Here is a 23330-nt window from a genome sequence, read left to right as displayed (position 1 = left end):
CCAGCCGCGGATGCCCGAGACCTTCCTCCGCCTGCTCCTGGGCACACTGGCCGCCGGACTCGGCACCCTCTACGCGATCAACGCGCTGCGCTGACATGCTTCGTCGACCATCACGATGCGAACCATGGGCACGGTGATCGCCGAGGTCTGCCGGGCATGCCAGACGGTTGCCCAGGGCCGGTGGCAGACGGGGCTGGTCGCGACGGTTGCTGTACTTCGATGCCGGACAGCCACCTGCCCTGCTGGCCGACCACCACTTTAGGAGCGAGGTTGGGCGGCTGCTGGGATGAACTGCGCAGACGTGCACTGGGGCAAGTGCACCCTTGTGCTCCGTTGTTGTCGCCGAGTCCCTGTGAGTCCCCGCCCGTTCCGGCACGAGAGTGGCACGGGCTTGAGGTGGTGGTGAGGCAGCCGACCCTTGTCGCACCCCGGGTCGCGGCCTTTACCGTGCGGACGACCTCACCGCCAACCAGGTTACGTCTTCTGATCCGTAGCTCTATGCGGATCGGTCGGTGAGGGTCAAACCATTCGCACTACGGCCTTACGAGGTCGCCGCTGGACAGGGCCGGTTGGTGCGGTTGCTGTACTTCACTGCTGTACGGAACCCAGCCGGCCTGCTGGAAGTGGAAGCATGTCCCGATGATCACAATCAATGTCGGTGAGGCGACCGACGAACGCAGTCTCCACAGCCTGTTGAAGGAGGAGTTGGGCTTCCCGGACTTCTACGGGGCTAACTGGGACGCCTTCTGGGATGCCATCACGGGCCTCGTGACGATTCCCGACCGCCTGCGCTTCATCGGTTGGGACGCGCTGGCGGAGCGTGTGCCACGCGGCGCGGAGATGCTTCAGCGAGCGCTCACCCTCTACAGCGCCGAGGTGAGCTCTGGGTTCGTGGCTGAGTACGTATCGGGTGATGTCTGAAGCCGGAGAAGTGAAGGGCCGGGCCTCTGGCCTGCGCCCATGCAATCGATCAACGCTGCGACCTGCGACTTGGCTGTCGGTGGTTGTCAGCGTTGGTCGTCGTTGAGCGCCCTCGCACGGCCCAGGGACGGCTCAGGCGTGATCACCCGAGCGATGTCCCCGACTCGTGCAGCCGAACTCTCACCTGGTGGTTGTGCTCAGCGTGCCCGATGACCTCACCGCGGATGCGGGCCCCGAGAACGGGCAGTCCCATGCCCTCGGGCATGGCAATGATTTCGGCCAGTGCGACGGCGCCCGGAATCCCGTCGACCCGGATGAAGACGCCGAAGGGCTGGCGTCCGATTACCTCTCCTGCGACGGAGGCTCCCAGGGGGAGGGCCGCAAGGGTCGCCGTCCAGACTTCCTCCGGCGACTGCCCCGGCACGTTGGGGCGGCGCGTTGGCCAGGTGTACTCGTCCATGGGCAGATCATGGCCTGCCCAGAAGCCCGCGACCACTGCGTTGCAAGTTCGGCCCATCAGCCGCCATGGAGCTTTGAGGCCCTCGCGCGCCGGGCGCCTTCGATTGCTCACGGCTGCCTGTGTACGCCGTAGTTGATGTCAACTGGTGATGTCAGGTTGGATGGTGCGATGGAGCACGTTGAGGCAGAGCTGTTCACGGACGGTGGGAACAACGCTGTGGTGCGCCTGCCACCGCGCCGGTTCCCCGGCGTCTTGATCCAGGGTGACTCTCTCTCCGTCATCCGCAGCGAAGTTGCCGAAGTCCTTGAAGCCTGCGAGCAGGGCGACCTCGCCGGGGCACGGGAAACCGCGGGCCTTCTGCTTGCTGACCTGGATGAGTTGCTGGCGCGGTACACCGCCGCGCTGGATGCCCACGAGATCCCGCGGCCGTACTGATCTCAAGGCTCCGGTCTCGCCCGAGGGCTACGCAGGATCGGATGATCCCGGGGTGGTCATGCGCGGGCAACTCGTCGGGCAGGTCCTGCGATCGCGTCCGTTGCTCATGGTGACGCGCGACGGCGCGAATACCGAATGGAATTCGATGCCTTCCGAGGAGTGTCGCCACGGTCAGTCAACGACCTGACGTGGTGTGACTCGTGGCGAGGGGTGAAGGAGATCGCCGACCCATCGTCGGCTGGGGCCACGCCAGACCGGAAGCCGGGACCGCGTCAAGTCCGGGCCTGAGCCACAGCCCACAAGGTGCACCTGTGCTTCACCCCGACCGACGCCTCCTGGGCCAACCTCATCGAGCCGCACTTCGGACCACTGCGCAGCCTCGTGATCGACAACAACGACCCGCCCAACCACCCAGCACTCACCCGGCAGATGCAGGACTGCCTACGCCGACGCAACGACCACCGCCGCCACCCCGACCGTCCTGCAAGCCCGGCGCCGCGAACGTGCCCGCATCCGCATCTGCAGCGAGAAGGGCACCCGCTGGGGCCGCCCCCGTCCGAAAGCCGCATGAACAACCGAACTGGCGCCCCAACACGGACAACGCACAAGCTGGAAGGGGCTGCCCGCTCCCATCGCGATACGGTGCTGCCATGTCACGATCAGTCGAAACGGGATCAGCGTTGTCTCCCGTCACCGCGGACGATGTCGACCTTGCTGTGCGGCTCGCCGTGGGCGTCCTTCGTGAGGCACCCGCGACGGAGTGGGACGGCAAGGCCGGTTCGCTGGAGTGGGACTGCTGGGAGACCCTCGAGCACCTCGCCGACGACCTGTTCTACTACGCCGTCCAGTTGGGACCGCAGAGCCCGCCGCTGGACACCCATGTGCCCATCGCGTTGAACCAGAAGAGGCCGGGCGGACCTTGGAACTTCCTCTTCGCGGACCGTGACGCGGGTCCGGCCGGCCTGCTTCAGGTGCTGGAGGCGACTGGCGCGCTGCTGGTCGCCATGGTGCGTACGACGCCGCCCCGGGTCCGCGCCCACCATGCCAGCGGGGTGTCAGACCCCGAGGGCTTCGCGGCAATGGGGGTGGTGGAGACGCTGGTGCACACGCACGATCTGGCGGAAGGCTTCGGGCTTGCCTGGACCCCGCCGTCCGCTCTCTGCTCGCGAGTGCTCGCCCGTCTGTTCCCAGAAGCCCCGGCCGGCGCGGATCCCTGGCTCACCCTGTTGTGGGCCACCGGGCGCACCGAACTGCCCGGGCACCCTCGTCTCACCACATGGCACTGGGACAGCACGCTGCGATCATAGGCGCGGATCGACTTGAGCCTAGGTCAGTCCGATGACCGTGCCCGTACCGCGGCGAGAACGCACCGAACCAACCGTCCCCACCGGCAACCCGGCGAACCTGATGCGGCACTAGATGATCAGTTCCAAGGGATGCCTGCGGAGGGTGTGGGGTGGGCGGCGGCCGAAGCCACCGCGAGACGGTCAGGCGGCGGGCTGCCGGCCCTGGTTGTCGAGGTGGCAGCGGGCGGTCAGGCGTCAAGGTCGACTTCGGGGTGCGTGAACCGCACGGGCCTGCCCAGCGACCGGGCGTAGGCGATTTCGGCTCGGGTGCTGTCTCCGATGTAGTCGCCGACTACGAGCACCTCATCAGCGAGCCGGATCTTCGCCCGGTGCAGATCGTCGAGTCGGACCTTCAGCGCCTCGGCCTCGACAGGATCGGACCAAAGTTCGTGCGGCGACTTCATGTCACAGCCCGGTTTGACGACAATCTTTCCGGCTTTGGTCTCCCGCAGATCGGCCTCGTTCATCTCGGTCATGAAGCGGGTGGATCCGCAGATCACGACGATAGGCGGGAGGCTCAACAGCTCCTTCGCGTCGGCGAGCTTCGCCTCGGGGGTGGGCAGTTGCGGGTATGACACCGGTTGCTCCTGGTGGTGTGGTCCAAGGGGTGCCTGCGGAGACGAGAACGAGGGTGTCCAAGGTCGTTCTGTGACGAACGACGTGGCCACCCTCGCGACAGCACTCTATGCGGCGACAGAGGCAGCCCCAAGTCCATGCGGCCAGCCCGCCGACCAGTTCACCTGCTTCATCGGTGACCTTGATCGAGAACGTTCCGCGGTCAGTCACACCTGTGGCGGCCGTGTTGAAGGCGACCAATTCCTCGCTCAGCCGGACGTTGAGGTCGGTGTCGCGCTCGCCGACGGTCAGAGTCGGGCCGGAGCCGTGGTCAGTCGTCACGTCGCGGAGTATGTCAGTCCGTCCAACTCCACAGCACGCGATTACTCAGGACCTTGATCCACTTTCACAACACGTCCTAGAGCCCCGAGTCATTGCCCACCCATCCGGGCTGCAACTGCCGCTTCCGCGCTGCGGGGTTGGCCACTCGGCGACGAAAGATCGGCAGTCGGCGGCGGCTGACCTGCAGCCGCCCGGCGCTGACGTCCCTGTCCACCTGCGCTGCAGCCATACCTTCGCCGAGTTCGCAGCCAGATTCCGCGTGGGCCCGCCCCCAGCCTTACCGCCGCGCGAAGTCAAAAACCAAGCTGCGGAGGAACATCTGATCGCACGAGGCGGACTCGCGCGGCTGGTATGCGGCCGGGCAGGTAGAAGAATCCGTTGCCGTTGTCGAGGAGCAATCCCTCATCGATGCCGTCCACGCACCAGAGATCAACCGGCCCACCGGTGTTGTTGATCTGAAGGAAGAACTCCGCTGTCTCCTCGCCCCGACAGACGAAGATCCCCTCCACCTCAGGGCGGCGGCTGCCGGCGATCCCCGGTGCGGCGCCCATCCGGGTCCAATCCAGGCCATGCTGTGCGATCGACCGCCGATTGAGCACGGACGAAACGTGGAAGAGGTTCGATGTATCAAACACGCCAGGAGTATAGGAGGCAGTGAGGCTTCCTCCTCAGGTTGAGGTGGTCAGCTCCAGGGTGAGGACGGCCTCGACGAGGTCGGTGATGCGGGTTGTGCTGCAGCGGAGTTTCCGCGGCAGGCGCCAGGACTTGAGGGTGGCCATGGCCTGTTCGCCGATTGCGCGGATCTTCGCGTGGGCGCGGTTGACGGCCTTCTTCCCGGCGGAGAGCTCGTTCCAGCGGCCGCGGAACGGGACGCGGACGGCGGGGCCGGAGCCCTGGTTACGCCTCGTCGGCCCAAGCACCGGAGGCCGCCGGTGTTGAGGGCGTCGAGCAGGCCGCGGGAGCGGGCTGCCCTGATGCCGTGGACCGCGCCCACGCGACGGTGCATGACCGGCAGGCGCTTTCCGTTCCCCACCACAGGCGCCCGCGGTCGATGAACTGGCCGATGTCGCATGTCAGCACACCGCCACAGGCATCGCATCACGTTGCGATCTTCACGCCCTGGGCCGATCATCTTGCTCCTCGTCGCCCGCTTAGCTTGTTTTTTCATCTACCAAGATATTCCGGGCTTGCCGATGGCCTTGAGGGTCTCGGGTCGTTTGACGGTTTTGCCGACGTCGTAGCGGGGTGCCCGGAGTTCGTTCTTGGCTCCGGGTGGCTGTCCGGGGCTGACGCCTCGGGGTTTGGGAACACGGGTCGGACAGGCGAGGTGAGCGCGAATGTTCCTGAACCCCGGCGGACCCAGGCCGGGATGAGCCGGTCGGCCGTTGACGCCGTGCATCCGCGGTGACTTCGGCAAACGCATGACACGGTCGGAACGGACCCGGCCGACCAGCTCGACCGGCAGGTCACGGAGGGCACAGGCCAGGCGGGTGACGTCGTAACCTGCATCGCTGACGACCACGATGTCCGGGTCCCCGGCCTGCCACTGGCCGACGGTGATGAGCCGTTCAACGACTCCTCGGAGCTGAGCGACGGTGACCGCGGTCACGTCGTCCGCCGGGCCGAGCCGGACCGCGTCCAGGATCGCGGTCCAGGACGTGGCGCCTGGCTCCAGCGCGGCGACGAAGGAGTAGGGCCAGCCCGGAATGAACTGCGACGCAGTCGTCGCCCGGCCGTAGACATGGCAGAACAGCCTCTCCGCCGAACATGGTGCGGCCGAACGAAGCCACGGCGACACATCGACCGCCAGGACCAGGCGCCCACCGTCGAAACGCGGCGACGACAGGCCGGTCAGCACCGTCCGCAGTCGGCCGACGTCGAACCGGCCGTGGTTCAGGCCGAGGCAACGGCGCCCTCGGCGTCGGTGGGAATCTCCGCATCAAGCTCCGCACGCTTATGTCTGACGGCGTCGTGGAACTCCGGCGTGTCCAGCCACAAGAGCTGATCATCGAGGTCCTCAGGCTCCTTGACCAGGAGCCTGGCGGCGATGTCCAGGTTCAGCCATGCCTGCCAACGCTGTCCGGTGGTGTCCAGCCCGGTCACGAGAGCGAGGGAACTATCGGAGACGTCGGCGACGCAGGCCGGTGCCCTGCTCCACTCAACCAAGGCGGGCAGGTCCGCGTCGTTCCCTACCCCGTGATCGAACCGGAGCGTCTGCCAGCCGCCCGGCCGGGACTCCCATGTGCGCACGGTGGCCTTGAGCTCTTCGTCGAAGCTGTCGAACACGGGAGCTTCCAGCAGAGGGCGGTTGCTGCGAGCAAAGACCAGGTGACCCGAAAATCCCACGGAAGCTTCTCCTTCGAGATGTTGGACGCACCTTATGGGCTGCCACTGACACCGCAGGGATGATCGGCATCTGCTCGCCGTCAGGTCGGCTCATCTACTGGGACGGCGATACCCGATGAGAGCCGAGGCGACGGCAACGAACGCGAGGAAGCGCTCGGCTTTGCGTTCGTGGCGGCGGGCATCGCCTCGAGCGAGTCGTTCGGCGGCTGGACGAAGACGTTCACCGACCCCCGCCTCTGCGCGGCCGTCGTCGACCGCCTCACCTTCAACGGCACCATCATCGAAACCGGCACCGACTCCTACCACCTCGCCTCCACCCGAGCCCGAGCTGAGGAGTCGGCCAAGGCCAGCTGACCGCGACAGGCTCAGGGCCGACAACCCGCTCCCACACAGGCGACGGGCCATCGGCCCGAGATGCTCCAATAGGCTGCGGTGGTCATGGACACGCACACCGAACCCGAGCAGACCCGGCATAACACGAACGCTGCTGGTCCGCCGATCCGGCAGCTGTTCCGGGACGTCATCGCCGACCGTCTGCCGGGCCCCAGGCCGCCCCAGGCCACGATGCTGTTCGACGCCGAGATCGACGCCTACTGGGACGACTGGAGCTTCCTCGGCGACTTCTACAACGAGATCCTCCACCAGGACACCTGCCAGCCCGCCACCGCTGACGGCCTCGCCCTGGTCACAGCCCTCGCAGTCGACGACCGCGTTCCCGCCCGACACCGGTTCCAAGCCGTCGAACTGCTGGTCAGGGCTGCCACTGTCGCCGAACGCCACCTCGCCGAAAGCTGGCCGGCCACCCCTCAGCACGCCGATCCCGACAGCGAGGCCCGGGCCCGCAACGCGGTCCAGGCTCACGTTCCAGATCTACTGGGACGCTGGTCGGCCGAATGCCCAGCGGTTCGCCTCGCCCTCGCCGGACTCGCCGTGCTCTTCCCGACGGACCGCACCCTGCCCGCGTTGACGCCGCGCCTGCAAACCTTCACGCACCAGTACACCCAGGGCACCGACATCGGCGATTACGTGCGGTTCGTCCTCGTCCTGGCCACCCAGAACGACGACCAGATCCTCACGGTGACAGAGAAGCTCACTGACGCCTACTGGACGGGAACATCCCGCGGAGCGCCAACACGGCCACGAGCCCTACACCTCCTCGGCCAGATGCTGACCAAGATCGGAGCCGGACTCACCCAGTCATGTCTCGGCAGTGACCCCCACGGTCAGGACGAGCGAGACAGCGCGCGTCGCACGCGCCGCTAATTCTCATGAACATTCACGACCCTCAAGATCTGCAACTGCTGTCCGAACCGACGGACAAACGCTGCCCTTACGAGGGTTCTGGCACGACTTCCGTGAAGCGGTCACGATTAGTGATCAGTAGGTGTTTCGAGTGCTTGGAGGATCTGTCGCACTTCCTGGCGCCACTGGTCGGCGTCGGCGCTGTCCACCCAGCCGGTTGCCATTTCTGATCCGTCCTGGAGAACCCGGTCCAGTGCGAGTCTCGCCGACACGCGAAGGGAGGCCGGCAGATTAGGCAGCGGTTCCCTGGGGCCGTCATCGGGGTCAATCACGATGGGGCTGTCCGGGAGGGTGCTGGCGACGAGGGCGCCGGCGGCAACCGCTTCGGCCTCGTCTCCGCTACCGACGCGTTCTCCCGAATCGGTGACTCGCTGGAATGCCCGCCCCAGCACGTCGATGACCTGCTGGTGGGTGAGTCCCTCAAGTTCATCGACGAAGTCTGCGGCGAGGTCGCTGTCGAACGGGCCGGTTCCCCACGTTCCCATCTATGGCTCCTGATACGGCTGTCTCGGACGAGGGCATGGTTCCAGGAGCCGCTGACATCGGTCACGGGGCGAACAGGACCCGCTTGCGGAGCAGTGTGAAGCCGACGCGACCAAACATCTGGCGCTTGAGCATCTTGATCCTGTTGACGTGTCCTTCGACGACGCCGGAGTCCCAGGGCAGGGTCAGGCCGGCGATGACGGCGTCACGGTCTCGGTCGATGCCGGCCGCGAGAGTGTCGAGGCTGGGAAGGTCGTACCGGCGGACGGCGTCGAACCACTGCGGGAGTCGTTCCCCCTGCCGCTCGGTGAGCATGTGAGCGAAGGGCCGGACGTGACCGGTCAGGGCTTCGAGTTCAGGGCAGTCGGCAAGGACGGCCTTGAGCCGGAGTTGTTCGATCTCGGTCAGCGTCTCGGGTCGGCTGAGGATCCATCTCGTCACCACGCGGGGTGCGGGCGGTTGGGGACATTTACGTCACGTGGCTGAAAGGCATTGAGCAATTACTTCCCGAGTCGAGGAGATCCGGGATCATGAAGCATGCTCCCGGATGACTGGCACCTCACCCAAGACGTCGATGACTTCCTCGCCCGAGCCGGGAACTTCCTGCGCTCGCGCCCCGCCCTGCACAACACGCCGCTGACGGACATCGAGAAGCTGCGGATACGCAGGCCGGACGCACACGGCCCCGTCACCGCCGTCTTCGGCCGACTGGAGTCCGGAGGCGAGGTCCAGGCGATCTTCTATCTCACTTCGCGCGGCCGCCTGGGCCTCACCCCCCTCTCCGTCGAGCAGACCGACGTCCTCGCCGCCCATCTGGCCGTCCTCGGCCACTCGCCCGCCAACGTCATCGCGGACCACGACACCGCCGGCGCTTTCGCCGAGTCGTGGCAGCGGCACACGGGCGCAGCCCCGGTACCTTTCTGGCGGACGCATCTCTACCGTCTCGGTACCCTCACCCCACCGCAGCCGTGCCCGGAGGGCCGGGGTCGCAGCACGGGCGGGCAGGACCGTGAGCACGTTGTGCGCTGGTGCCGTGAGTTCTGTGTCGACGTCGGGGAACAGCGCTCCATCGACCTGATCGACGCCGGCTCCTGGGACGACTCGCGTTTCGGCGACAGGCACTTCACGTTCTGGGAGACCCCGGACGGCACGCCCGTCTCGATGGCGGCCGCGACCTCGGTCGTCGGCGGCATGGTCCGAATCGACCCCGTCTACACCCCGGCCCACCTCCGAGGCCGCGGTTACGCGGGCGCCGTGACGGTCGAGGTGAGCCGGGCGGCGCTGGCCGCGGGCGCGACGGACGTCGTCCTGTTCACGGACCCGGACAACTCCACCAGTAATGCCCTCTACCAGCGCATCGGGTACGTTCACGTCGCCGACTTCGCCGGATACGAGTTCTCCTGAGGCGCACCACAGGCCGAGTGGGGGTCCTGACCTACGCAAACGCAGCTGCCGCAGGCCCGGCGCGGCCGGCCGGGTGAAGGCGTAGCGGCCCAGGAAGTCGATGTGGTCGTACTGGAGTGGGGAGAGCCGGGCGAGCAGCTCGCCGGTGACGGGGAAGCCGTCGGCGTCCGGCTGTTTGACGGCGGCGCCGATGTAGAGGCTGTCGAACAGGACTGCGGAGTTGAGGGCCGGTCCGAGGGCGCCGAGCTGGTCTTGTCCGAACCAGCCCAGCCGATCCCCCGACGAGGCCGGTTGCAGTGATGTTGCTGAAAGCAGCGGTCAGAAACTCTGCTGCCCAAGCGCGTTCGGTCGTGTCGCGCCGTGGGGCCTGCCTGGCCGCCTGTGACAAGGCGTCCGTGGTCAGGAGACAATCCACCACATGGATGACGCGTTCACACTCCTTCGGCAGGCCGTCGAACTGCTGCCTGAGGACGCCGTGGCAGAGAACGGCGTGACGGTCGGGGATGTGCGCGAGGACATCGAGCACCAGGAATGGGAGATGGTGCTCGATCTTCTCATCGAGATCGCGGATGTGCAGCCCGTGTCCGTGGATTTCTGGGAGCTTCTCGCCGAGGCCGCTCGGCAGATGATGCTCGACCGCAGCCGCCGCTGGTGCGAGTGGCGGGGCTGGGAAGTCAAGCACGGCACTGTCCGGGCGACGCTGAGCTTGGTGGGAGCAGAAGAGGGCGGACGCCAGAGTGCCTTTTCCGCGGACGGTCGGCTCAGACCACTGTGGGATACCGGTAACCGCACTGCCGACGGAGAGCGAGATCTGAACATCGCGACGTTGTGGGTGGAGTTCGCGGAAGAGCTCGGTCCCGGGGAGACCGCCGACGTTCGGCTGGCTCCTCTGAGCCCCGGCCAATGGCGGCATCTGAAGGTCGGCGACGTGATCACCATGCACGAGGGCAGACCTGTCGCCGGCACGGCCACGGTCACCGAGGTCCTGCCTCCTCGCACCTGAACCCACCTCATGGGCGGCCAGGTCCGAAGCGGCCGAAGACCGATGGGCGTCAATCGCTGCCAGAACTCGGGGGGAGTCGGCCGGCACTGGAGCGGAAGTCGGACATGCCGAGGTGGACGGTGGTGTGCCGGGCCGCGACGTCGCGCATCGCGGCGAGCTTCTGCTCGGCGGCGGCAAGACTGGCCTCGATCGCGGCGACCTCGCCGAGCCAGCCTTGTTCCTCGGCTTCCTGGAGTCGGTGGAGCAGGTTCGCGTGGATCTCCTCCAAGCGGGGCATCTGCTCGGGATCTGGTCGCAGGGCGGGGCATCTGATGCAGGCGTCCGCTGCCCCATGCCGAGCATCAACCCGAAGACGGTCCCCCGCCTCGACGAACTGGAGGAAGACCTGATCGCACGCCGCCAACGGGCTGTCCAGGAGGACTGGCGAGGCGAGACCGAAGGGCTCGACCTCACGCTCACCTTCCCACGGGGCAAGCGCGAGCAGGCCCGCCGTATCGCGCGAAGCGGCCCGGTCTCCCTCGGCCTTCCCGTAGTCCCTCACCTAGTCCCTCACCAGAAGCCTCAGGTCACACCAAGGTGATCAGCGCCAAGCTGAACTGGTTTTTCACGTCTGGTACGGGAGGGCCGGCGTCGGACATGCCTGGCTCGAGAATTGCCGGCTATCGGCAGGGGTTGGTGGTGTCAGCGGACTCGCCCGGTGAGACGAGTCCTGTCTCGTAGGCGAGGACGACGGCCTGGGCTTCGTCGGGTGCGGTGAGGGCCTGGCGGATGTGGTGGAGGGGCAGCGGGATCGGGGAGACGGCGGTGCCGGTGGGGATCTGGGCGATGGGGTTGGTGAACAGCAGGCGGCCGGTCTTGAGGACGTCGAGAGGCGGTCGCGCCGGGGCGATCGTGGCCGGAAGCGACCTTTCGCCGCGGGGCGTCATGGTGCCGCATGCGCCTCCTGTCTCGCGGGCGTAACGGCACGTGCTTTCTTCGCACTGGTGATCTATGGTCACGCTGTTCATCGTGGAGGGAAGACGCATGGTGCGTGGGAGACGGGTCGCTGTGCTGTGCGCGGCCGCGGTGCTGATGCTGGCCGGGTGCGGGCAGCAGGCGGCGCAGGCCAAGCCTGTGTTCGAGAGTGCGGAGAAGCTGCCCGAGAAGCTCGCGAAGGACGGCACCACCATTCTCGTGGGCGATCCGGACGCGAGGATGACCGTGCACCTGTACGAGGATCCGCGCTGTCCGTACTGCGAGGAGTTCGAGACGACCGGCGGTTCCCCGAAGCTTCGGGAGATGATGCTCGACCACCGGGCCAAGGCCGAGTACACACTGGCCTCCTTCTTGGACGACCGCCTGGGTGGCGGCGGGTCGAAGAGGGCGGTCAACGCCCTGCGTGCCGCACTGGAGGAGGGCAGGTTCGTCGAGTACCACGAGGTGCTCTTCGCCAACCAGCCCGAGGAGAGCGTCGACGGCTACACCGACGCGTATCTGCTGGAACTGGCCGGCCAGGTGGAGGGTCTGGGCGGACCGGAGTTCAGCGCGGCCGTGAAGAGCATGAAGTACCGCTCTTTCGTCACCGCCTCCGAGAAGGCCTACGAGAAGGCCGGCGGAGCGAAGGAACCCGAGGGCCCCGGGACACCCACCGCCGTGATCAACGACAAGCGGATCCCCATGGAGTACAACAGCCTGCTCCTCAACGGCGCCGCCTTCGAAAGCCTGCTCCAGCAGATCTCCGACAAGCCCTGGGACTGGGTGGCGACCTCCTTGTGAACGGACGCGCCACCACCGGCGAGGCGCGGCTCCGGGCCCGCCGCATCGATCCTGCCCGCTGCGACTTCTCCCGAGCGGGCTTCAGCTCCGGAGAAGTCGAATCGAGGCGAACGGACTCGGGGTGACCGCGCAGGCCGCGCTCCGCCCGCCCTCGGGGATGTGCCATCGGCATCGCGCTCGCACCGATTTCGTTCCCGGTACAGAGCCGCTTACTTGCGCACGCCGGGCTCGGGGCCGGCGGCGTTCGGCCCGATGGCCGTATTGAGGGAGAACTGCTGTGAGGAGATGGTGCCCCTGCGTCGGGTGCGTGGACCGGTGAGCCAGTTACTGTGCGCCGTGATCAGGCGGCGCCTCTCACACGGCTCGGAGTCGTGAAGGACTCGCCGCGCCCTGACCGTCGCACGAGCAGTGCCGGTCACGTCTGCGGGAGCGGTGTATCGACGGCCACTCGGTGATCTCGTTTTGAGGCTATGCGGTGAGTTCGGTGGGCAGGGTGGTCTCGTCGGTTTCTGACTCGATCGGGTGGAGGCGGACCTTGGCCAGCGGGTCGGGTCCCATGTAGCGGCGAGCTTCGGTCCATTCGTCGTTCTGCTCGACCAGCACGGCGCCGACCACGTCGGTGCGGCGACAGATCTCATTGTTCAGCCTCTCCTGCGGGTTGTTCGACCAGATCTGCCGCCAGATCTCGCACGGGAACGCGGTGAACGCCAGCAGTTCATGCTGAGCGGCGTCCAAGTGGCCAGCGGCCTCGGGGAACTTGGCTTCCAGGGCGTCCAGGACGTGCCACATCTGAGCCTGGACAGCTGTCGTGTCGGACTGTCCGAAGACGGTTCGCGGCAGTGTCAACTCCCCTCTGGGACCGGCACCTTGAATGATCTCCACAGTTCGAGGGGACGGACGCCCGGCCGTCACCCCGACCGGCAGGCGTCAAGTTCGTGCTGCCAGGCGCGGGTGGGGAATGCCTGGGGGTAGAGCCGGGCGCAGGTGGCGAGATGGTCGCGGAACGCGGTGTGCAGGCGGGCCGCGTAGTGGGCGCACAGCCGGTCCGCCGGGGTGCCGACGGCGGCGGAGTCGATCACGGCGGCGGCCAGGACGGCCGTACGCAGGGCCTGTGCGGTACCGGTGCCGCTGAGGGGGTCGTAGCGGATGGCGCCCGCGCCGACGAGGAGCCGGCCGGGGGTCCGGCCGGCCGGCGCGGTCGCCGGGGCGCGATGGAGGCGGGGCGCGGCGGGCAGGGCGACGGCGGTGGCGGGCGGCTGTGCGAGTCTCGCTGCCAGGGGGCTGCGCGCGAGGAGGCGGCCGAGGTGTCGCGCCGGGTGCTCGACCGGGCCGGGGACCATCGCCTGGAGCAGCGCCTTTCCATCGCCGAGCGGGGTGAGGTGGAGCCAGGCGTCGTCGGTGCACTCCAGGCGGGCGGTGGTGTCGTCCTGCCCGGCCGCACCGGCCGCGCAGGGCGCCTCCCCGGCCAGTAGATGCCGTCGCCCGGCGGTCCGGTACGCACCGATCCGGTCGGACGGGGTGGCGGTGACGGTCCACTGCGGGACGGTCGCGTCAGGCGGAACGGGCGGTACGGGCGCGTCGTGCACTACCGGTCGTCCAGGGGTGCTGGGCAGTACCGGCGAGGATTGCGGGTCGTGCGGGACCCGCGCGTCGGGCCGTGCCGGCCGGTCGGGCGGTCCCTCCGGGTCCGCTTCCTCCGACACGACGTCCGGGTACCGGTCCGCGAGGCGGGCCAGCAGCCGCAGGGCGAGCCGCGCGCCGTCCACGACCGCCGCCGGCTGCGGCAGGGGCGGGTCGGCGTCGTGGTCGGGGGCCCAGCGGGCGTGCCGGTGGGTGAGGCGGTGGCTGTCGGTGGCCGGCCCGTCCTCCGCCTCGGTGCCCCACAGGGCGTGGAGCAGTGCGAGGGTGCCGTCGCCCAGCAGCAGGGGGCGGGGACCGCAGGTCGGGCGGGGCCGGAGCCGGACTCGGTGACCACGCGCCGCGAGCAGCCAGGCGCAGGTCAGTTCGGCGAGTCCGGATCCGGCGATCGCGACGGTGGTCGGCCTCACGGGATCCTCACAGGATGAGGTCGGCGATCAGGGCGTCGGTGGTGGCCCGGTGACGATCCATCATGCCGCGCAGATCGGCGCCGTCGAGCGAGCTGATGGTCTCCTGCAGTTGCCGGGCGGCGCGGGCGGCGGCGAGGGTGGCCTGACCGTCGGGGAGTGCCGGGACGACGTCGGGCTGCGGGGGCCGGAAGCGAGGGGCGACATCGCGGGAGGCGAGGAGGTGGTTGACCTCGTGGAGGCTGGTCATGGCCCGCCGGGCGTGTTCGATCAGTACGCCTCCGGCACTGTCGCCCAGTGCCAGGGTCTCCTTCATCGTGCCGAGCAGAACGGCGTAGTTGAGGTCCGCGAGCTGCAGGAGCTGCAGGTCCAGCGGGCCGGGGGTCCTGTCGAGCCTGCGCAGGTACTCCTCCTCGGCGAACTCCGAGAGATGTCCCTTGACCGCCGTGAACCGTTCGAAGTGGTTCACACCCTCGTCGATGATGAGTTTGATCAGGTGCGAGAGCCGGTCGGACTGCGGGAACAGGTCGGGGCGTTGGACGATGGTGTGGTGGAGTCGGACGTACATGCCGTCGATGCCGTTCGGATCGAGGTCGGCGCTGGTGCTCTCCACCCGGATGAACCAGTCCAGCTGGGCGGCCGTGAGCGGTTTCAGCTCGAAGACCTGACCTGTCTGGAGCTGGATGACCGTGCCCAGCGGCGGCGGGTCGAGCCTGGGCGGCCTGCCGAGCACGCCCAGGACCTCGTTGACCCATCTCAGGTGGCGCATCTCGTCCACCGCGACCGAGAACACCTCGGCCGCGGCCGCGTGGAACCGGGCGATGGACGACTCGGGGTTCGTACCGGGGGCGAGCGTGGTCGGAGCGTTGATCGAGTAGTGCGCGTACAGGTACTCCAGACACAGGGCGTGCTCGACGCCGGCGAGCCGCTCCAGTTCCTCGATCACCTTCCCGTGGGTCATCTCGGCGAGTTCGAACGGTGCGCCCGGGCCCAGGCTGTCGTCCTCGCGGCCGTTGAGAACGACGGGCAGCACGTTCCAGTTGGTGATCAGCGCGGGGTGGTCGAGTTCGTCGCCCTCCCGTTCGCCGATGTTCGGGGTGTCCAGCTTGGGCGGGGGCAGGGTCCGGTCCGAGCGCTGGAAGTTGAGGGGGTGGAACCGGCCGTCGGGGCTGGCGGAGATGTCGGGCTTGGAAGCGGCCCAGTAGTAGCACCCGCACTCTCGGAAGTCGTACTGCCATGGGGCGCACAGGCTGCGGGTGAGGTCTCCGGGCAGGTAAACGTCGGGGTCGATGACTCCGTCGGGGTCGAGGTAGTCGGCCCGGTCGGCGATCAGTACGGCTGCCGCGACCCTCCCGTCGTCGCGCTGCACCGTGGTGTCGTTGCGCATGCGCCAGGCGTTGAGGCCGTCGGGCACGATGTTCGCGCCCGGGGACTGGAATCCAGGCGTGGGTCCGAGCAGGATGGCGATCCGGCCCGGCAGCAGGTCGTGGACGTGACGCCACAGGGCGAGACCGCTGCGTGAGGTGGCGTGGAACACCGGGGCCTCCGACTCCGGCTGGTCCACGGTGGTCCGCCCGCACACCCCCCACAGGTGGAGCCGCCACGGGTCCCCCGCGACGCCCGTGCCCAGGTCGGCGGTGGTGAGGTCCAGTACGGCCGGGGCGCCCTCGGTGACGCCGATCAGCCGCGAGCCGGCGCCGTGGTGGAAGTCGAACAGCAGGCCGGGGAAGAACGCCTTCTCCAGGTTGCGCTGGTCGAATTCCAGACCGGGGAAGCAGTTGTCCACACCGCTTTCCGGGCGGGAGCCGGAAGGGTTTCCCGGGACCGCGTAGTCGGCCCGCGCGGTGAGGTTGCGGGGGAAGACCTTCCCCTCGGGTACGGGGAGGTCCACGCTGCCGGGGATCGGGTTGTTCACGGTCGGCTCCTTCGTCCGGGTGTGGTCACAGGCACGGTCAGCGGGCCAGCCCGGCAGGATCGCCGGGCAGGTCGGACGCAGTCGTCCGTCGGAAGAACTCCGGTGCGCTCTCGGCGAGTTCGACGTACGCGCGCAGGCAGAAGGACAGCCAGCCGCGGATGTAGTCGCAGCCGGGGCGGCCTCGCCGGGCGACCTCGTGGTAGCAGCCTCCGCCGCACAGGTAACGGGCCCAGCAGGACCGGCAGGGCTGCGCCCGGTCCACGTGGCGGGCCGCGAGATGCTCGGCCCGCGCGGCCCGGTCGGGTCCCTCCTCGACCGAACCCATCCGGAACGCCGGGTCGTCCACGAGCCGGTGGCAGGCGTAGAGGCCGCCCTCGGCGGAGGCACTGAGGTAGCCCGCGCCGGCCCCGCAGGGGTAGGGGCGGTGACCGCCGGTGTGGAGCTCGTACATCGCGGTCTGGAAGTTGCCGAAGGGGTACGGCCTGCCCGTGGCGAGCGCGGCCAGTGCGGCCTCGCCGCATTCGGTCATCTGCTCCAGGAACCCGGTGAAAGCGCCCGCGCCGATCTCGTAGGCCGGATCGGGGGCACTGACCACGGCGGCGAAGCCGACCTCGTCGAAGCCGAGGCCGATCCCGTGTTCCAGGACGTCCTTCAGCCGCCCGGTGTACGGGGTGACGCTGACCCGTGCCGACAGGTGGCGGGGCCGCCCGTGCCGGTTCAGCACGTCCAGCCCGGCACGCAGCCGGTCGTAGGCGCTGGCTCCGCCGGGTGCCTTACGCAGTGCGTCGTGTCCGGCGCGGTCGCCGTCGAGGCTGACGGCCACGGTGAAGGGGTGCGCGGCGAACAGCTCGGCGTCCTCGGGTCGGACGGTGGTGAGGTTGGTGGTGAGGGCGAAGCGGACCGCGTGCCCGGTGTCGGCCCCGGCCCGGGTCGCGTAGCCGACCACGTCGTGGACCAGTTCGCGGGCGAGGAGCGGTTCGCCTCCCATGAAGCCGACGACGACCGCGGCCCCGGGTGCGGCGTCGGCGAGGAGCCGGTCCACGGCGGCGAAGGCGGTCTCGCGGGGCATGGCGCGGGCGTTGCCGCCGAACCGGCCCTCGTCCGCGTAACAGTGCCCACAGCTGAGGTTGCAGGCCTGCATCACGTTGAGCGAGAGGGAAGCGAGCGGGGGCACCGCGGCGGGGGTGCCGTCGATGCGGCGGGTGGGAGCTCCCGCCGCGCCCCACAGGGGCAGTCCCAGTTCGGCGGCGAGGGCGGACTCCGTGACCGGATCGTGGGCCGCCGCGCCCGCGGCCGCCGTCCAGGCCTCCAGCCGGACGGCGGTGGCCTCGGGCAGGTCATAGATGCGGCTTCCGTCGGCCACGAAAAGGTGGGCCCCGTGGGCGCTGCGGAAGACCCTGGTCTCGGCCGGGAGTCCGGGGCGGGTGTTGTCCGGGCCCGGCCCCCGCTCCGGCTCCGGCTCCGGGGGGCGGCGGCCGATCTGCAGGAGGACGCTCACGACCCCTCCTTCACGTTGGCACGCACGGAACGGGCCCAGGCCACGAGCAGGTCGTACTGGCGACGCGTGATGTGCATGGGGAAGGCGTCGGATCCGCGGACGGCCACGGGCATGCGGCGGTCGTACCAGGGGTCCTCGGTGGCAGGCGGTCTCACGAACCGCTGGATGAAGTCGGGCTGTTCGCGGATGAGGTCCTCCAGGACCTCCAGGGCCGGGAAACGGCGGTGCTTGCGCCGGCCGTGTTCGGCGAGCGCGAGGACGATCCCGGTCAGGGGCACCGGCGGGGGGAAGGTACGGGCACGCGCTTCGGCGATCGAACTTCCCTCGCTCTGGGCGGTGTCGATGTTCTCGCCGGTGGCGCGCTGGTTCTGGGCGTCCACGTTGACGGCGTCCATGGCTTCCAGGGCCCGTTCGAACAGGTCGCGTACCTCCAGCGCGGTGAGCTGAGGGTTCTCGGAGATGTAGGCGGGGTCGCGGACCTCGGCGCGCTTGACCCGGTCGGCCAGGCCGTCGGCCAGGGAGGTGAAGGGCCTGCGGTCGGGGGCGAAGTCGGGCGGGGTGACGACGACGCGGGCCCGGGCGGTCAGCTCGCCGACGGTGACGGTGACCAGGCCGTCGCACACGTCGTCCACGAGCCCGAGGCTGGTGGTGGTGCCGTTCGGCTCGGCCGCCCCGGCGTAGAGGCCGGACGGCGCGGTTCTCCGGTCGGAGCCGGCGGCAGCGTTGAACTCGCGCCAGTGGGAGTTCGGGGAGAGGAACAACTGCTCGGCGGGGAGCGGATACCGGCCGGTGATCTGGAGCAGGCTCGTGGGGCCGTAGACCAGCCCGGCGGCGGGGGTGAAGCGCAGCCGCAGTTCGGGGAAGGCGGCGTTCGGCCGCGGGATCTGGACCGAGCCGAGCGGGATGTGTCGTCCTGGGGGCACCAGGGGCCGGGCCGCAGCCTGGGGGGAGCGTCCTTCGAGGGGCCTCTTGCGGTGCTCGTTCCCGGCGGCCTCCACGGTGGCGTCGATGCGGTCGTCGTCCGCCCGGGTGCACTGGTGCGCCTTGAGATTGGCGACGTCCACCTTCCACCGCACGTCGGCGGGGGTGAGGCCGAAGGCGTCCAGCACCTCGGTGGTGACCGGGCCTTCGCCGCGCACCCCGTCGATGACCCACGAGCCGTGCACTTCGAAGAACGGGCAGATGGGCCGCCATCCGTGCTCGTCCTTGAATTGGACCCGGTTGCCCTGGGGTGAGCGTTCCGTCAGGGTGCCGTCAGCGGCGACGACGAGCGAGGGCGCGGGCAGGGCCACGGTCTTGCCGGTGCCCCGGGGGGTCAGGTCGTTGGGCCCGTAGCGGTAGTTCTCACACGGGGTGGGGGACGGGCCCAGCCGGGCGAAGGCCAGCGGCGGGTAGAGCCACAACTTTTCGATCACCGTGCGTCTCCGTTTCCATCGGGGAGAGAGGGTGTGTTCACCCGAAGACCTCGGCTCCCGGACAGGAAGCGGTGTCCCGCACCGGCAGGTGACCGCCCACGGTCCAGGTGTCTGGGCCGGACTCACCGGCGCTGATGGAGATGCCCCTTCCCGGTCGCTGCTCTCCAGGTTGGACACGCCGTCGTGAAGCCGATCCAGCTGCGCTGGTCGTCGCGCTGGAACCGGTACGGATGCCTGCGGTCTCCAGCGGCGCCGTCAGGGTGCGGCTGTCTCTTCTGCCGTTGAGTCGAAGCAGAACTCCGGCTCCGCCGGGTTCCCGAACCAGGTGACGGCCACCCGCCGGGCGTCCGGATCACCGGGTTCGAGCGTGGAGTACGGGCTTCAGTGGAGGGGTTCGAGGCGTTTGAGCTCATCCTCGACCACATGGTTCCAGTGCTCGAGGACACCGGGAGTCACCTCGTCGGCGAATCCGGGGGCGGAGAACGACGAGGACATGTCGGCACCTCCCGGCGGGACGCGGGACCCGCAGGAGACACAGGGCACAAGCGGAATTATTGTGCACAGTGTCGACCCGAATGCGCTCAACTGCCGTGGGTGTGCCCGGGATCGCCTGGTCGCGTGCTCCGGCACACCGCTTTCGCACCTCCTTCCGTAAGCCTTCTCGGTCTCACGGACGGCCGGACGTTCCGGGAGGATCCGGCCGGGATCGCGTCCGCCGTCTCGCTGCAGATCGGCGGGCGCCGCTCACAGCCCGCGCAGGAAGGGGAGCGACGGCATGAAGAAGTACTCGCCGCCCTTCATGGTCACCGCCTGCCGCGCGGCGGGGGCCTCTTGGCCTTCCGGCTCGCCCCAGACCCGCGGCCAGGCGGCCGGCGGCCGCTCGCCCTGCCCGATGACCTGGTCGAGGCCGGGCGCGGGCTCATCGCCGTGATCAGGGAAACCGTCGTTGTTCGCCCAGTTGGCCTGCGTGAACTCGAACTGGTCGTTCAGATCGGAGTTGAACGCCATGAACAGCAGGCCGACACCACCCTCGGGCAGATCACCGTTCACCCGTTCCCCGTATGTCTGCCCGCGCCGGGCCATCAGGTGGCGTCGCTCGCCCTCCGGCGATTCGAAATGCCCGGACCCACGCGGGTTGGTCTTGCGGATGTGTGCCTGGAACGGACACTTGTCGGCGACGCCATCGCTCGCGTAGGTGAAGTCGTTCATCACCGGGCTGTGCGCTCCGGCCCCGCCTTGCAGAGCGAGCGGGGTGCCGTCCTTGAAGCGGCCGACGAGCATCGCGCCGGCCCGCTCGCGGTCGCTGTTGACGAGTTTCAGGGCGTTGGCGAGTTCCTCCTCTGCCTCCCTGAACGCCCGCACGTTCTGCTCCAGTTTGCGCAGCACGAAGTAGCTGCCGAAGTCCGTCGTGGAGTTGAGTGCGGCCGGGTCGGCGACCAGGACGCGTCCCAGCGGCTGGGTCGGATCCCATACCGAGACGCCGTCCGTCAGGCGCCGTTCCTGGTCCAGTTCCTCGGAGAGGAACACCGGCTGGCTACGGCCGTCGACGTAGCCGAAATGCTCGATGCCGCGGCCGTCCGCGTCATGCAGTGCGCGACCCCGCTCCCTGCCGACCACCCGGATGGAGCCGGACAGCAGGGCCTCGATCTCCTGAAGCCTGGTGTCGGCGGGGACGGGCCCTTCGTCGCCGACCAGGACGACAGCGTGGATTTCGTCCTGGTACCAGGTCTCCCACTGTGCGATCTCCGGGTCTCCCAGCTTGTCCCGGGTGCTCTCGGCGCGCATCCCCCGTTGGAAGGCCTCGTTGGAAGGGGCCCGGTCCGACAGGCCCAACCGGTCGTAGCCGGCCTTGGTCAGCCCCACGCCGACGTACGGCGTGCCCTGGGTGCGGCTGCGTCTGTGCTCTTCCAGCTCCTCGAGCTGCGTCTTGGCCGACTTCACCAGCTGTGCCAGTCGGGCCAGGAACCCCCGGGCCTCCGCGGGGACCTCCGGGCCATCGCCGAACTGGAGCAGCAGGATGTGCAGATGGTCACGGATGTGACCCTTCAGGATGTTCGCCTGGAGGTTCTGCAACATGGTGTCGGCGTCGCCGGTGGCGTTCTTCCACGACAGCGGTTCGGGATTGTCGAGATCGACGGGCATTCTGGCGCCTTTCGTGAAGTCCGGAACCCGGTGCCTCTCCAGCCTGGCCCGTGGGCCGAATGGTGCCGGAGGCGTCGGATGATGGTCCTGGTGCCGTCGGCGGCGCGCTTTGGCGTGATGGCCGGCCGGAAGGCGGAGAGAAGGCCGATGAGCGTGCCTCAGGACCTGATGCCCATCCTGGATTATTTCGATGTCATATGCGACTTCGGTTCGTCATAGTGGGTGACCATGGGGGAACAGTGGGTGACCATGGGAGTCGGGCTGGGCGATTCGGGTCCACGGGCATTCGCCGTCGGACGGAGAGATGTCAACCCTGCACCGGCGGGGCTTCGGGGACCGGGACGACGAAAACCTTGCGGTGGCGAGAGTCGGTGACGCAGGCGCGTTTTCCGTCCGGGGCGATCGCCATCCCCCGAGGCTGGGCGTTGAACCACGAGACAGGGCAACATGTGAGCTCGTCCGTGGCGGTATCGACCACCATCACGTTCGGCTCGTCCCCGTGGCCCCCGCCTTGTGACACGTAGACCAGACCCCCGTCCGGCGTGATGGTCACGTCGCCGATGTTGCGCATCGTAGGGACAACGGCCGTCACGCTGTGGGTCGCCAGCTCTGTCACCCACAGATCGTCGTTGTGATCCCTGCCGACGTAAGCGCGCATGCCGTCTGGGGTGATCGCCATCCGGAATCCGCCTTCAAAGGGAAACGGGAGAATCTCGGCGTCCTGGGTGGCGAGGTCGATCAGACTCCCGGAATCGCCGGAATGGCTCACGTAGGCCCGCTTCCCGTCGGGGCCGAGTTCCACCCCGAAAGGTTCGAACGACAGCCCGATCCGGTGGATGATCGACTGGGACGCCGTGTCGATCACGCACATTTCACCCGCGTCGCCACCTCCCTGCGCCAGCACGAAGGCTCGGCTCCCGTCGAGGGCGATGGCCACTCCCGTCGCGAGCGTCAGGCGTTCGGGGAGCGGAATTCTTGTTGCCACCTGGTTCGTGGCGAGGTCCAGTACCGTCACCTCACGCGCACCGGTCACGTAGAGATGGCGACCGTCCGGGGTCACGGCCAGGTCGCCGCCGAGAATTCCGAGGAAAAGGGTATCGAGGTCGATGTCGACGACGACTGTTCCGGCCGCCGGATCGATCACCGACACCCGGCCTTCGCCGCCTCCTTCACTTCCGGTGTTTGACGTCGCCACGTAGGCTCTGCGTCCATCCGGGCCGAAAGCGATCCGCCATGGCTCCCATTCCAGCGATATCGCCGTGAACCCCTGGGTGTTTTCCTGAGGCATGGTCTGCTTGTCTCCGATGTGCCCGATCCTGGCGTGGTCGCCGGCCGTTTCGACTTCGTTCCGGAGAGCGAGGAGGGGCTGACGGTGTTCCACCTTCCACTGGAGAACTTCGCCGCCGCAGGCCTCGACCGGTGATCCATGTCATGGCATAAGCGGAGGAAGCTTCGGTGCCGCCCCTGTCTCGTGGGCCGATCCCTCTGCGAGACCGTCAGCGGCCCCCGGCCGGCCGGTGAGGGATGCCACCTCTCTTCATGAGACACCGCGGACAGGCGGCACGCATCTCTTACCGTCGGTCAGCGAATGTGCGAAGCTGCCCAGCTTCAGACCGTTCATTCCGTCACACCCATGGTCGGCGCTGACGGTGGTCGTAGCAGTTCACGTCCGGCCTGCCCTGCTCCTCCATCGCCGTACTGGAGTCGTGATGGACCTGGGTCTGCCGCACGATCGGGTGACATCTTGAACCGGCTTGCCCTGTGGGGCGGGTGGGAAGAATGTCGCTGTGCCCAAGCCTTAGGGCGTGCAGATCTTTAACTCGTGGCTTTTCGTTCGGTGGTTCGTTGGTCCGGCATGAGTGAGTTGGAAGAGCAACGGGCCGTGCTGGCAGCCAAGTTCGAGGCAATACTGCCGCACCTCGACGAGCGGCAGCGTCGTCTGCTGATAGGAGCGGAGGCTCAG

20 protein-coding genes and 7 pseudogenes are annotated in these 23330 nt (G+C 68.4%); 9 read left to right on the top strand and 18 right to left on the bottom strand.

The window, feature by feature from the left end; genetic code table 11:
* Nucleotides 1-639 precede the first annotated feature (639 nt).
* The gene (locus ACFYW9_RS40395) at nt 640-921 is read left to right on the top strand and encodes a barstar family protein (protein WP_389160047.1); all 282 of its coding nucleotides are present in this window, start codon (nt 640-642) and stop codon (nt 919-921) included.
* A gap of 142 nt (nt 922-1063) precedes the next feature.
* On the opposite strand, the gene ACFYW9_RS40390 is transcribed toward ACFYW9_RS40395, so the two are convergent.
* The gene (locus tag ACFYW9_RS40390; protein ID WP_351863623.1) at nt 1064-1381 is read right to left on the bottom strand and encodes a hypothetical protein; all 318 of its coding nucleotides are present in this window, start codon (nt 1379-1381) and stop codon (nt 1064-1066) included.
* Nucleotides 1382-1549: 168 nt separating this feature from the next.
* Between ACFYW9_RS40390 and ACFYW9_RS40385 the strand changes: the two genes are divergently transcribed.
* The 3 genes and pseudogenes from ACFYW9_RS40385 to ACFYW9_RS40375 all read left to right on the top strand — a co-directional run bounded on the left by ACFYW9_RS40385 (nt 1550) and on the right by ACFYW9_RS40375 (nt 3123).
* Nucleotides 1550-1816, top strand: a complete 267-nt coding sequence (locus ACFYW9_RS40385) for a DUF6959 family protein (RefSeq protein WP_389160045.1) — start codon at nt 1550-1552, stop codon at nt 1814-1816.
* A gap of 288 nt (nt 1817-2104) precedes the next feature.
* Nucleotides 2105-2387 (top strand): annotated as a pseudogene (locus ACFYW9_RS40380) (IS630 family transposase); the annotation flags it as partial.
* Between the two features lie 79 nt (nt 2388-2466).
* On the top strand, nt 2467-3123 hold the full coding sequence (locus ACFYW9_RS40375) for a hypothetical protein (protein WP_389160043.1): 657 nt from the start codon (nt 2467-2469) through the stop codon (nt 3121-3123).
* A 227-nt stretch (nt 3124-3350) separates the two neighbouring features.
* Here the strand turns inward: ACFYW9_RS40375 and ACFYW9_RS40370 are convergent, their stop codons facing one another.
* From ACFYW9_RS40370 to ACFYW9_RS40350, 5 genes and pseudogenes are all read right to left on the bottom strand, one after another.
* A complete protein-coding gene (locus ACFYW9_RS40370; protein WP_389160041.1) occupies nt 3351-3740 on the bottom strand; it encodes a hypothetical protein in 390 nt (129 codons plus the stop codon).
* A gap of 612 nt (nt 3741-4352) precedes the next feature.
* Entirely contained in the window at nt 4353-4694 is a 342-nt protein-coding gene (locus ACFYW9_RS40365; RefSeq protein ID WP_389160039.1) for a hypothetical protein, read from the bottom strand.
* Between the two features lie 33 nt (nt 4695-4727).
* Nucleotides 4728-5050 (bottom strand): annotated as a pseudogene (locus ACFYW9_RS40360) (transposase family protein); the annotation flags it as partial.
* Nucleotides 5051-5470: 420 nt separating this feature from the next.
* Nucleotides 5471-5986, bottom strand: a pseudogene (locus tag ACFYW9_RS40355) (transposase); the annotation flags it as partial.
* A complete protein-coding gene (locus ACFYW9_RS40350; protein ID WP_389160037.1) occupies nt 5953-6405 on the bottom strand; it encodes a hypothetical protein in 453 nt (150 codons plus the stop codon). The pseudogene ACFYW9_RS40355 and the gene ACFYW9_RS40350, both read right to left, overlap by 34 nt.
* 180 nt (nt 6406-6585) lie before the next feature.
* Between ACFYW9_RS40350 and ACFYW9_RS40345 the strand changes: the two are divergent.
* Nucleotides 6586-6759: pseudogene (locus ACFYW9_RS40345) on the top strand (ATP-binding protein); the annotation flags it as partial.
* A gap of 84 nt (nt 6760-6843) precedes the next feature.
* On the top strand, nt 6844-7668 hold the full coding sequence (locus ACFYW9_RS40340; protein ID WP_389160035.1) for a hypothetical protein: 825 nt from the start codon (nt 6844-6846) through the stop codon (nt 7666-7668).
* A 107-nt stretch (nt 7669-7775) separates the two neighbouring features.
* Here the strand turns inward: ACFYW9_RS40340 and ACFYW9_RS40335 are convergent, their stop codons facing one another.
* Both ACFYW9_RS40335 and ACFYW9_RS40330 read right to left on the bottom strand, forming a co-directional pair.
* Entirely contained in the window at nt 7776-8192 is a 417-nt protein-coding gene (locus ACFYW9_RS40335; protein ID WP_389160033.1) for a DUF4259 domain-containing protein, read from the bottom strand.
* A gap of 61 nt (nt 8193-8253) precedes the next feature.
* Nucleotides 8254-8646: pseudogene (locus tag ACFYW9_RS40330) on the bottom strand (transposase); the annotation flags it as partial.
* 81 nt (nt 8647-8727) lie between these two features.
* Here ACFYW9_RS40330 and ACFYW9_RS40325 point away from each other — a divergent pair.
* Nucleotides 8728-9594, top strand: coding sequence for a GNAT family N-acetyltransferase (locus ACFYW9_RS40325; RefSeq protein ID WP_389160032.1), 867 nt, complete (start codon nt 8728-8730; stop codon nt 9592-9594).
* Nucleotides 9595-9687: 93 nt separating this feature from the next.
* Here the strand turns inward: ACFYW9_RS40325 and ACFYW9_RS40320 are convergent.
* Nucleotides 9688-9864: pseudogene (locus ACFYW9_RS40320) on the bottom strand (Tn3 family transposase); the annotation flags it as partial.
* 148 nt (nt 9865-10012) lie between these two features.
* On the opposite strand from ACFYW9_RS40320, the gene ACFYW9_RS40315 reads away from it, so the two are divergent.
* Nucleotides 10013-10597, top strand: a complete 585-nt coding sequence (locus tag ACFYW9_RS40315; RefSeq protein WP_389160031.1) for a hypothetical protein — start codon at nt 10013-10015, stop codon at nt 10595-10597.
* 49 nt (nt 10598-10646) lie between these two features.
* On the opposite strand, the gene ACFYW9_RS40310 is transcribed toward ACFYW9_RS40315, so the two are convergent.
* Both ACFYW9_RS40310 and ACFYW9_RS40305 read right to left on the bottom strand, forming a co-directional pair.
* On the bottom strand, nt 10647-10874 hold the full coding sequence (locus ACFYW9_RS40310) for a hypothetical protein (RefSeq protein ID WP_389160029.1): 228 nt from the start codon (nt 10872-10874) through the stop codon (nt 10647-10649).
* A gap of 382 nt (nt 10875-11256) precedes the next feature.
* Nucleotides 11257-11523, bottom strand: coding sequence for a hypothetical protein (locus tag ACFYW9_RS40305; protein ID WP_389160027.1), 267 nt, complete (start codon nt 11521-11523; stop codon nt 11257-11259).
* 97 nt (nt 11524-11620) lie between these two features.
* Between ACFYW9_RS40305 and ACFYW9_RS40300 the strand changes: the two genes are divergently transcribed.
* Nucleotides 11621-12352 (top strand): DsbA family protein, encoded by a 732-nt coding sequence (locus tag ACFYW9_RS40300; protein ID WP_389160026.1) that lies wholly within the window; start codon nt 11621-11623, stop codon nt 12350-12352.
* Between the two features lie 468 nt (nt 12353-12820).
* Here the strand turns inward: ACFYW9_RS40300 and ACFYW9_RS40295 are convergent.
* From ACFYW9_RS40295 to ACFYW9_RS40265, 7 genes and pseudogenes are all read right to left on the bottom strand, one after another.
* Nucleotides 12821-13195: pseudogene (locus tag ACFYW9_RS40295) on the bottom strand (transposase); the annotation flags it as partial.
* 65 nt (nt 13196-13260) lie between these two features.
* Nucleotides 13261-14400 carry a hypothetical protein gene (locus ACFYW9_RS40290; RefSeq protein WP_389160024.1) on the bottom strand — a complete coding sequence of 380 codons (1140 nt, stop codon included), beginning with the start codon at nt 14398-14400 and terminating at the stop codon, nt 13261-13263.
* 7 nt (nt 14401-14407) lie between these two features.
* Nucleotides 14408-16312 carry a ferritin-like domain-containing protein gene (locus tag ACFYW9_RS40285; RefSeq protein WP_389160022.1) on the bottom strand — a complete coding sequence of 635 codons (1905 nt, stop codon included), beginning with the start codon at nt 16310-16312 and terminating at the stop codon, nt 14408-14410.
* Nucleotides 16313-16349: 37 nt separating this feature from the next.
* Complete coding sequence (locus ACFYW9_RS40280) at nt 16350-17810, bottom strand: radical SAM protein (RefSeq protein WP_389160020.1); 1461 nt, start codon at nt 17808-17810, stop codon at nt 16350-16352.
* Entirely contained in the window at nt 17807-19225 is a 1419-nt protein-coding gene (locus ACFYW9_RS40275; protein ID WP_389160018.1) for a hypothetical protein, read from the bottom strand. Before ACFYW9_RS40275 ends, ACFYW9_RS40280 begins: the two co-directional genes overlap by 4 nt.
* 744 nt (nt 19226-19969) lie before the next feature.
* The gene (locus ACFYW9_RS40270) at nt 19970-21367 is read right to left on the bottom strand and encodes a Dyp-type peroxidase (protein ID WP_389160016.1); all 1398 of its coding nucleotides are present in this window, start codon (nt 21365-21367) and stop codon (nt 19970-19972) included.
* 307 nt (nt 21368-21674) lie between these two features.
* Complete coding sequence (locus ACFYW9_RS40265) at nt 21675-22655, bottom strand: hypothetical protein (protein WP_389160014.1); 981 nt, start codon at nt 22653-22655, stop codon at nt 21675-21677.
* Nucleotides 22656-23330: the final 675 nt, after the last annotated feature.

The organism is Streptomyces sp. NPDC002698 (genome assembly GCF_042888945.1).
Taxonomy (GTDB): Bacteria; Actinomycetota; Actinomycetes; order Streptomycetales; family Streptomycetaceae; genus Streptomyces.
Note: the sequence above shows the minus strand (reverse complement) of the source record. Positions and strands in the feature narration are given on the sequence as shown.

Bases quoted from the DNA above. Each gene is read 5' to 3' on its own strand.
- ACFYW9_RS40340 (WP_389160035.1), top strand. From the start codon at position 6,844: ATGGACACGCACACCGAACCCGAGCAGACCCGGCATAACACGAACGCT.
- ACFYW9_RS40270 (WP_389160016.1), bottom strand. From the start codon at position 21,367: ATGCCCGTCGATCTCGACAATCCCGAACCGCTGTCGTGGAAGAACGCC.
- ACFYW9_RS40385 (WP_389160045.1), top strand. From the start codon at position 1,550: ATGGAGCACGTTGAGGCAGAGCTGTTCACGGACGGTGGGAACAACGCT.
- ACFYW9_RS40325 (WP_389160032.1), top strand. From the start codon at position 8,728: ATGCTCCCGGATGACTGGCACCTCACCCAAGACGTCGATGACTTCCTC.
- ACFYW9_RS40305 (WP_389160027.1), bottom strand. From the start codon at position 11,523: ATGACGCCCCGCGGCGAAAGGTCGCTTCCGGCCACGATCGCCCCGGCG.
- ACFYW9_RS40315 (WP_389160031.1), top strand. From the start codon at position 10,013: ATGGATGACGCGTTCACACTCCTTCGGCAGGCCGTCGAACTGCTGCCT.
- ACFYW9_RS40375 (WP_389160043.1), top strand. From the start codon at position 2,467: ATGTCACGATCAGTCGAAACGGGATCAGCGTTGTCTCCCGTCACCGCG.
- ACFYW9_RS40335 (WP_389160033.1), bottom strand. From the start codon at position 8,192: ATGGGAACGTGGGGAACCGGCCCGTTCGACAGCGACCTCGCCGCAGAC.
- ACFYW9_RS40395 (WP_389160047.1), top strand. From the start codon at position 640: ATGATCACAATCAATGTCGGTGAGGCGACCGACGAACGCAGTCTCCAC.
- ACFYW9_RS40390 (WP_351863623.1), bottom strand. From the start codon at position 1,381: ATGGACGAGTACACCTGGCCAACGCGCCGCCCCAACGTGCCGGGGCAG.
- ACFYW9_RS40265 (WP_389160014.1), bottom strand. From the start codon at position 22,655: ATGCCTCAGGAAAACACCCAGGGGTTCACGGCGATATCGCTGGAATGG.
- ACFYW9_RS40310 (WP_389160029.1), bottom strand. From the start codon at position 10,874: ATGCCCCGCTTGGAGGAGATCCACGCGAACCTGCTCCACCGACTCCAG.
- ACFYW9_RS40300 (WP_389160026.1), top strand. From the start codon at position 11,621: ATGGTGCGTGGGAGACGGGTCGCTGTGCTGTGCGCGGCCGCGGTGCTG.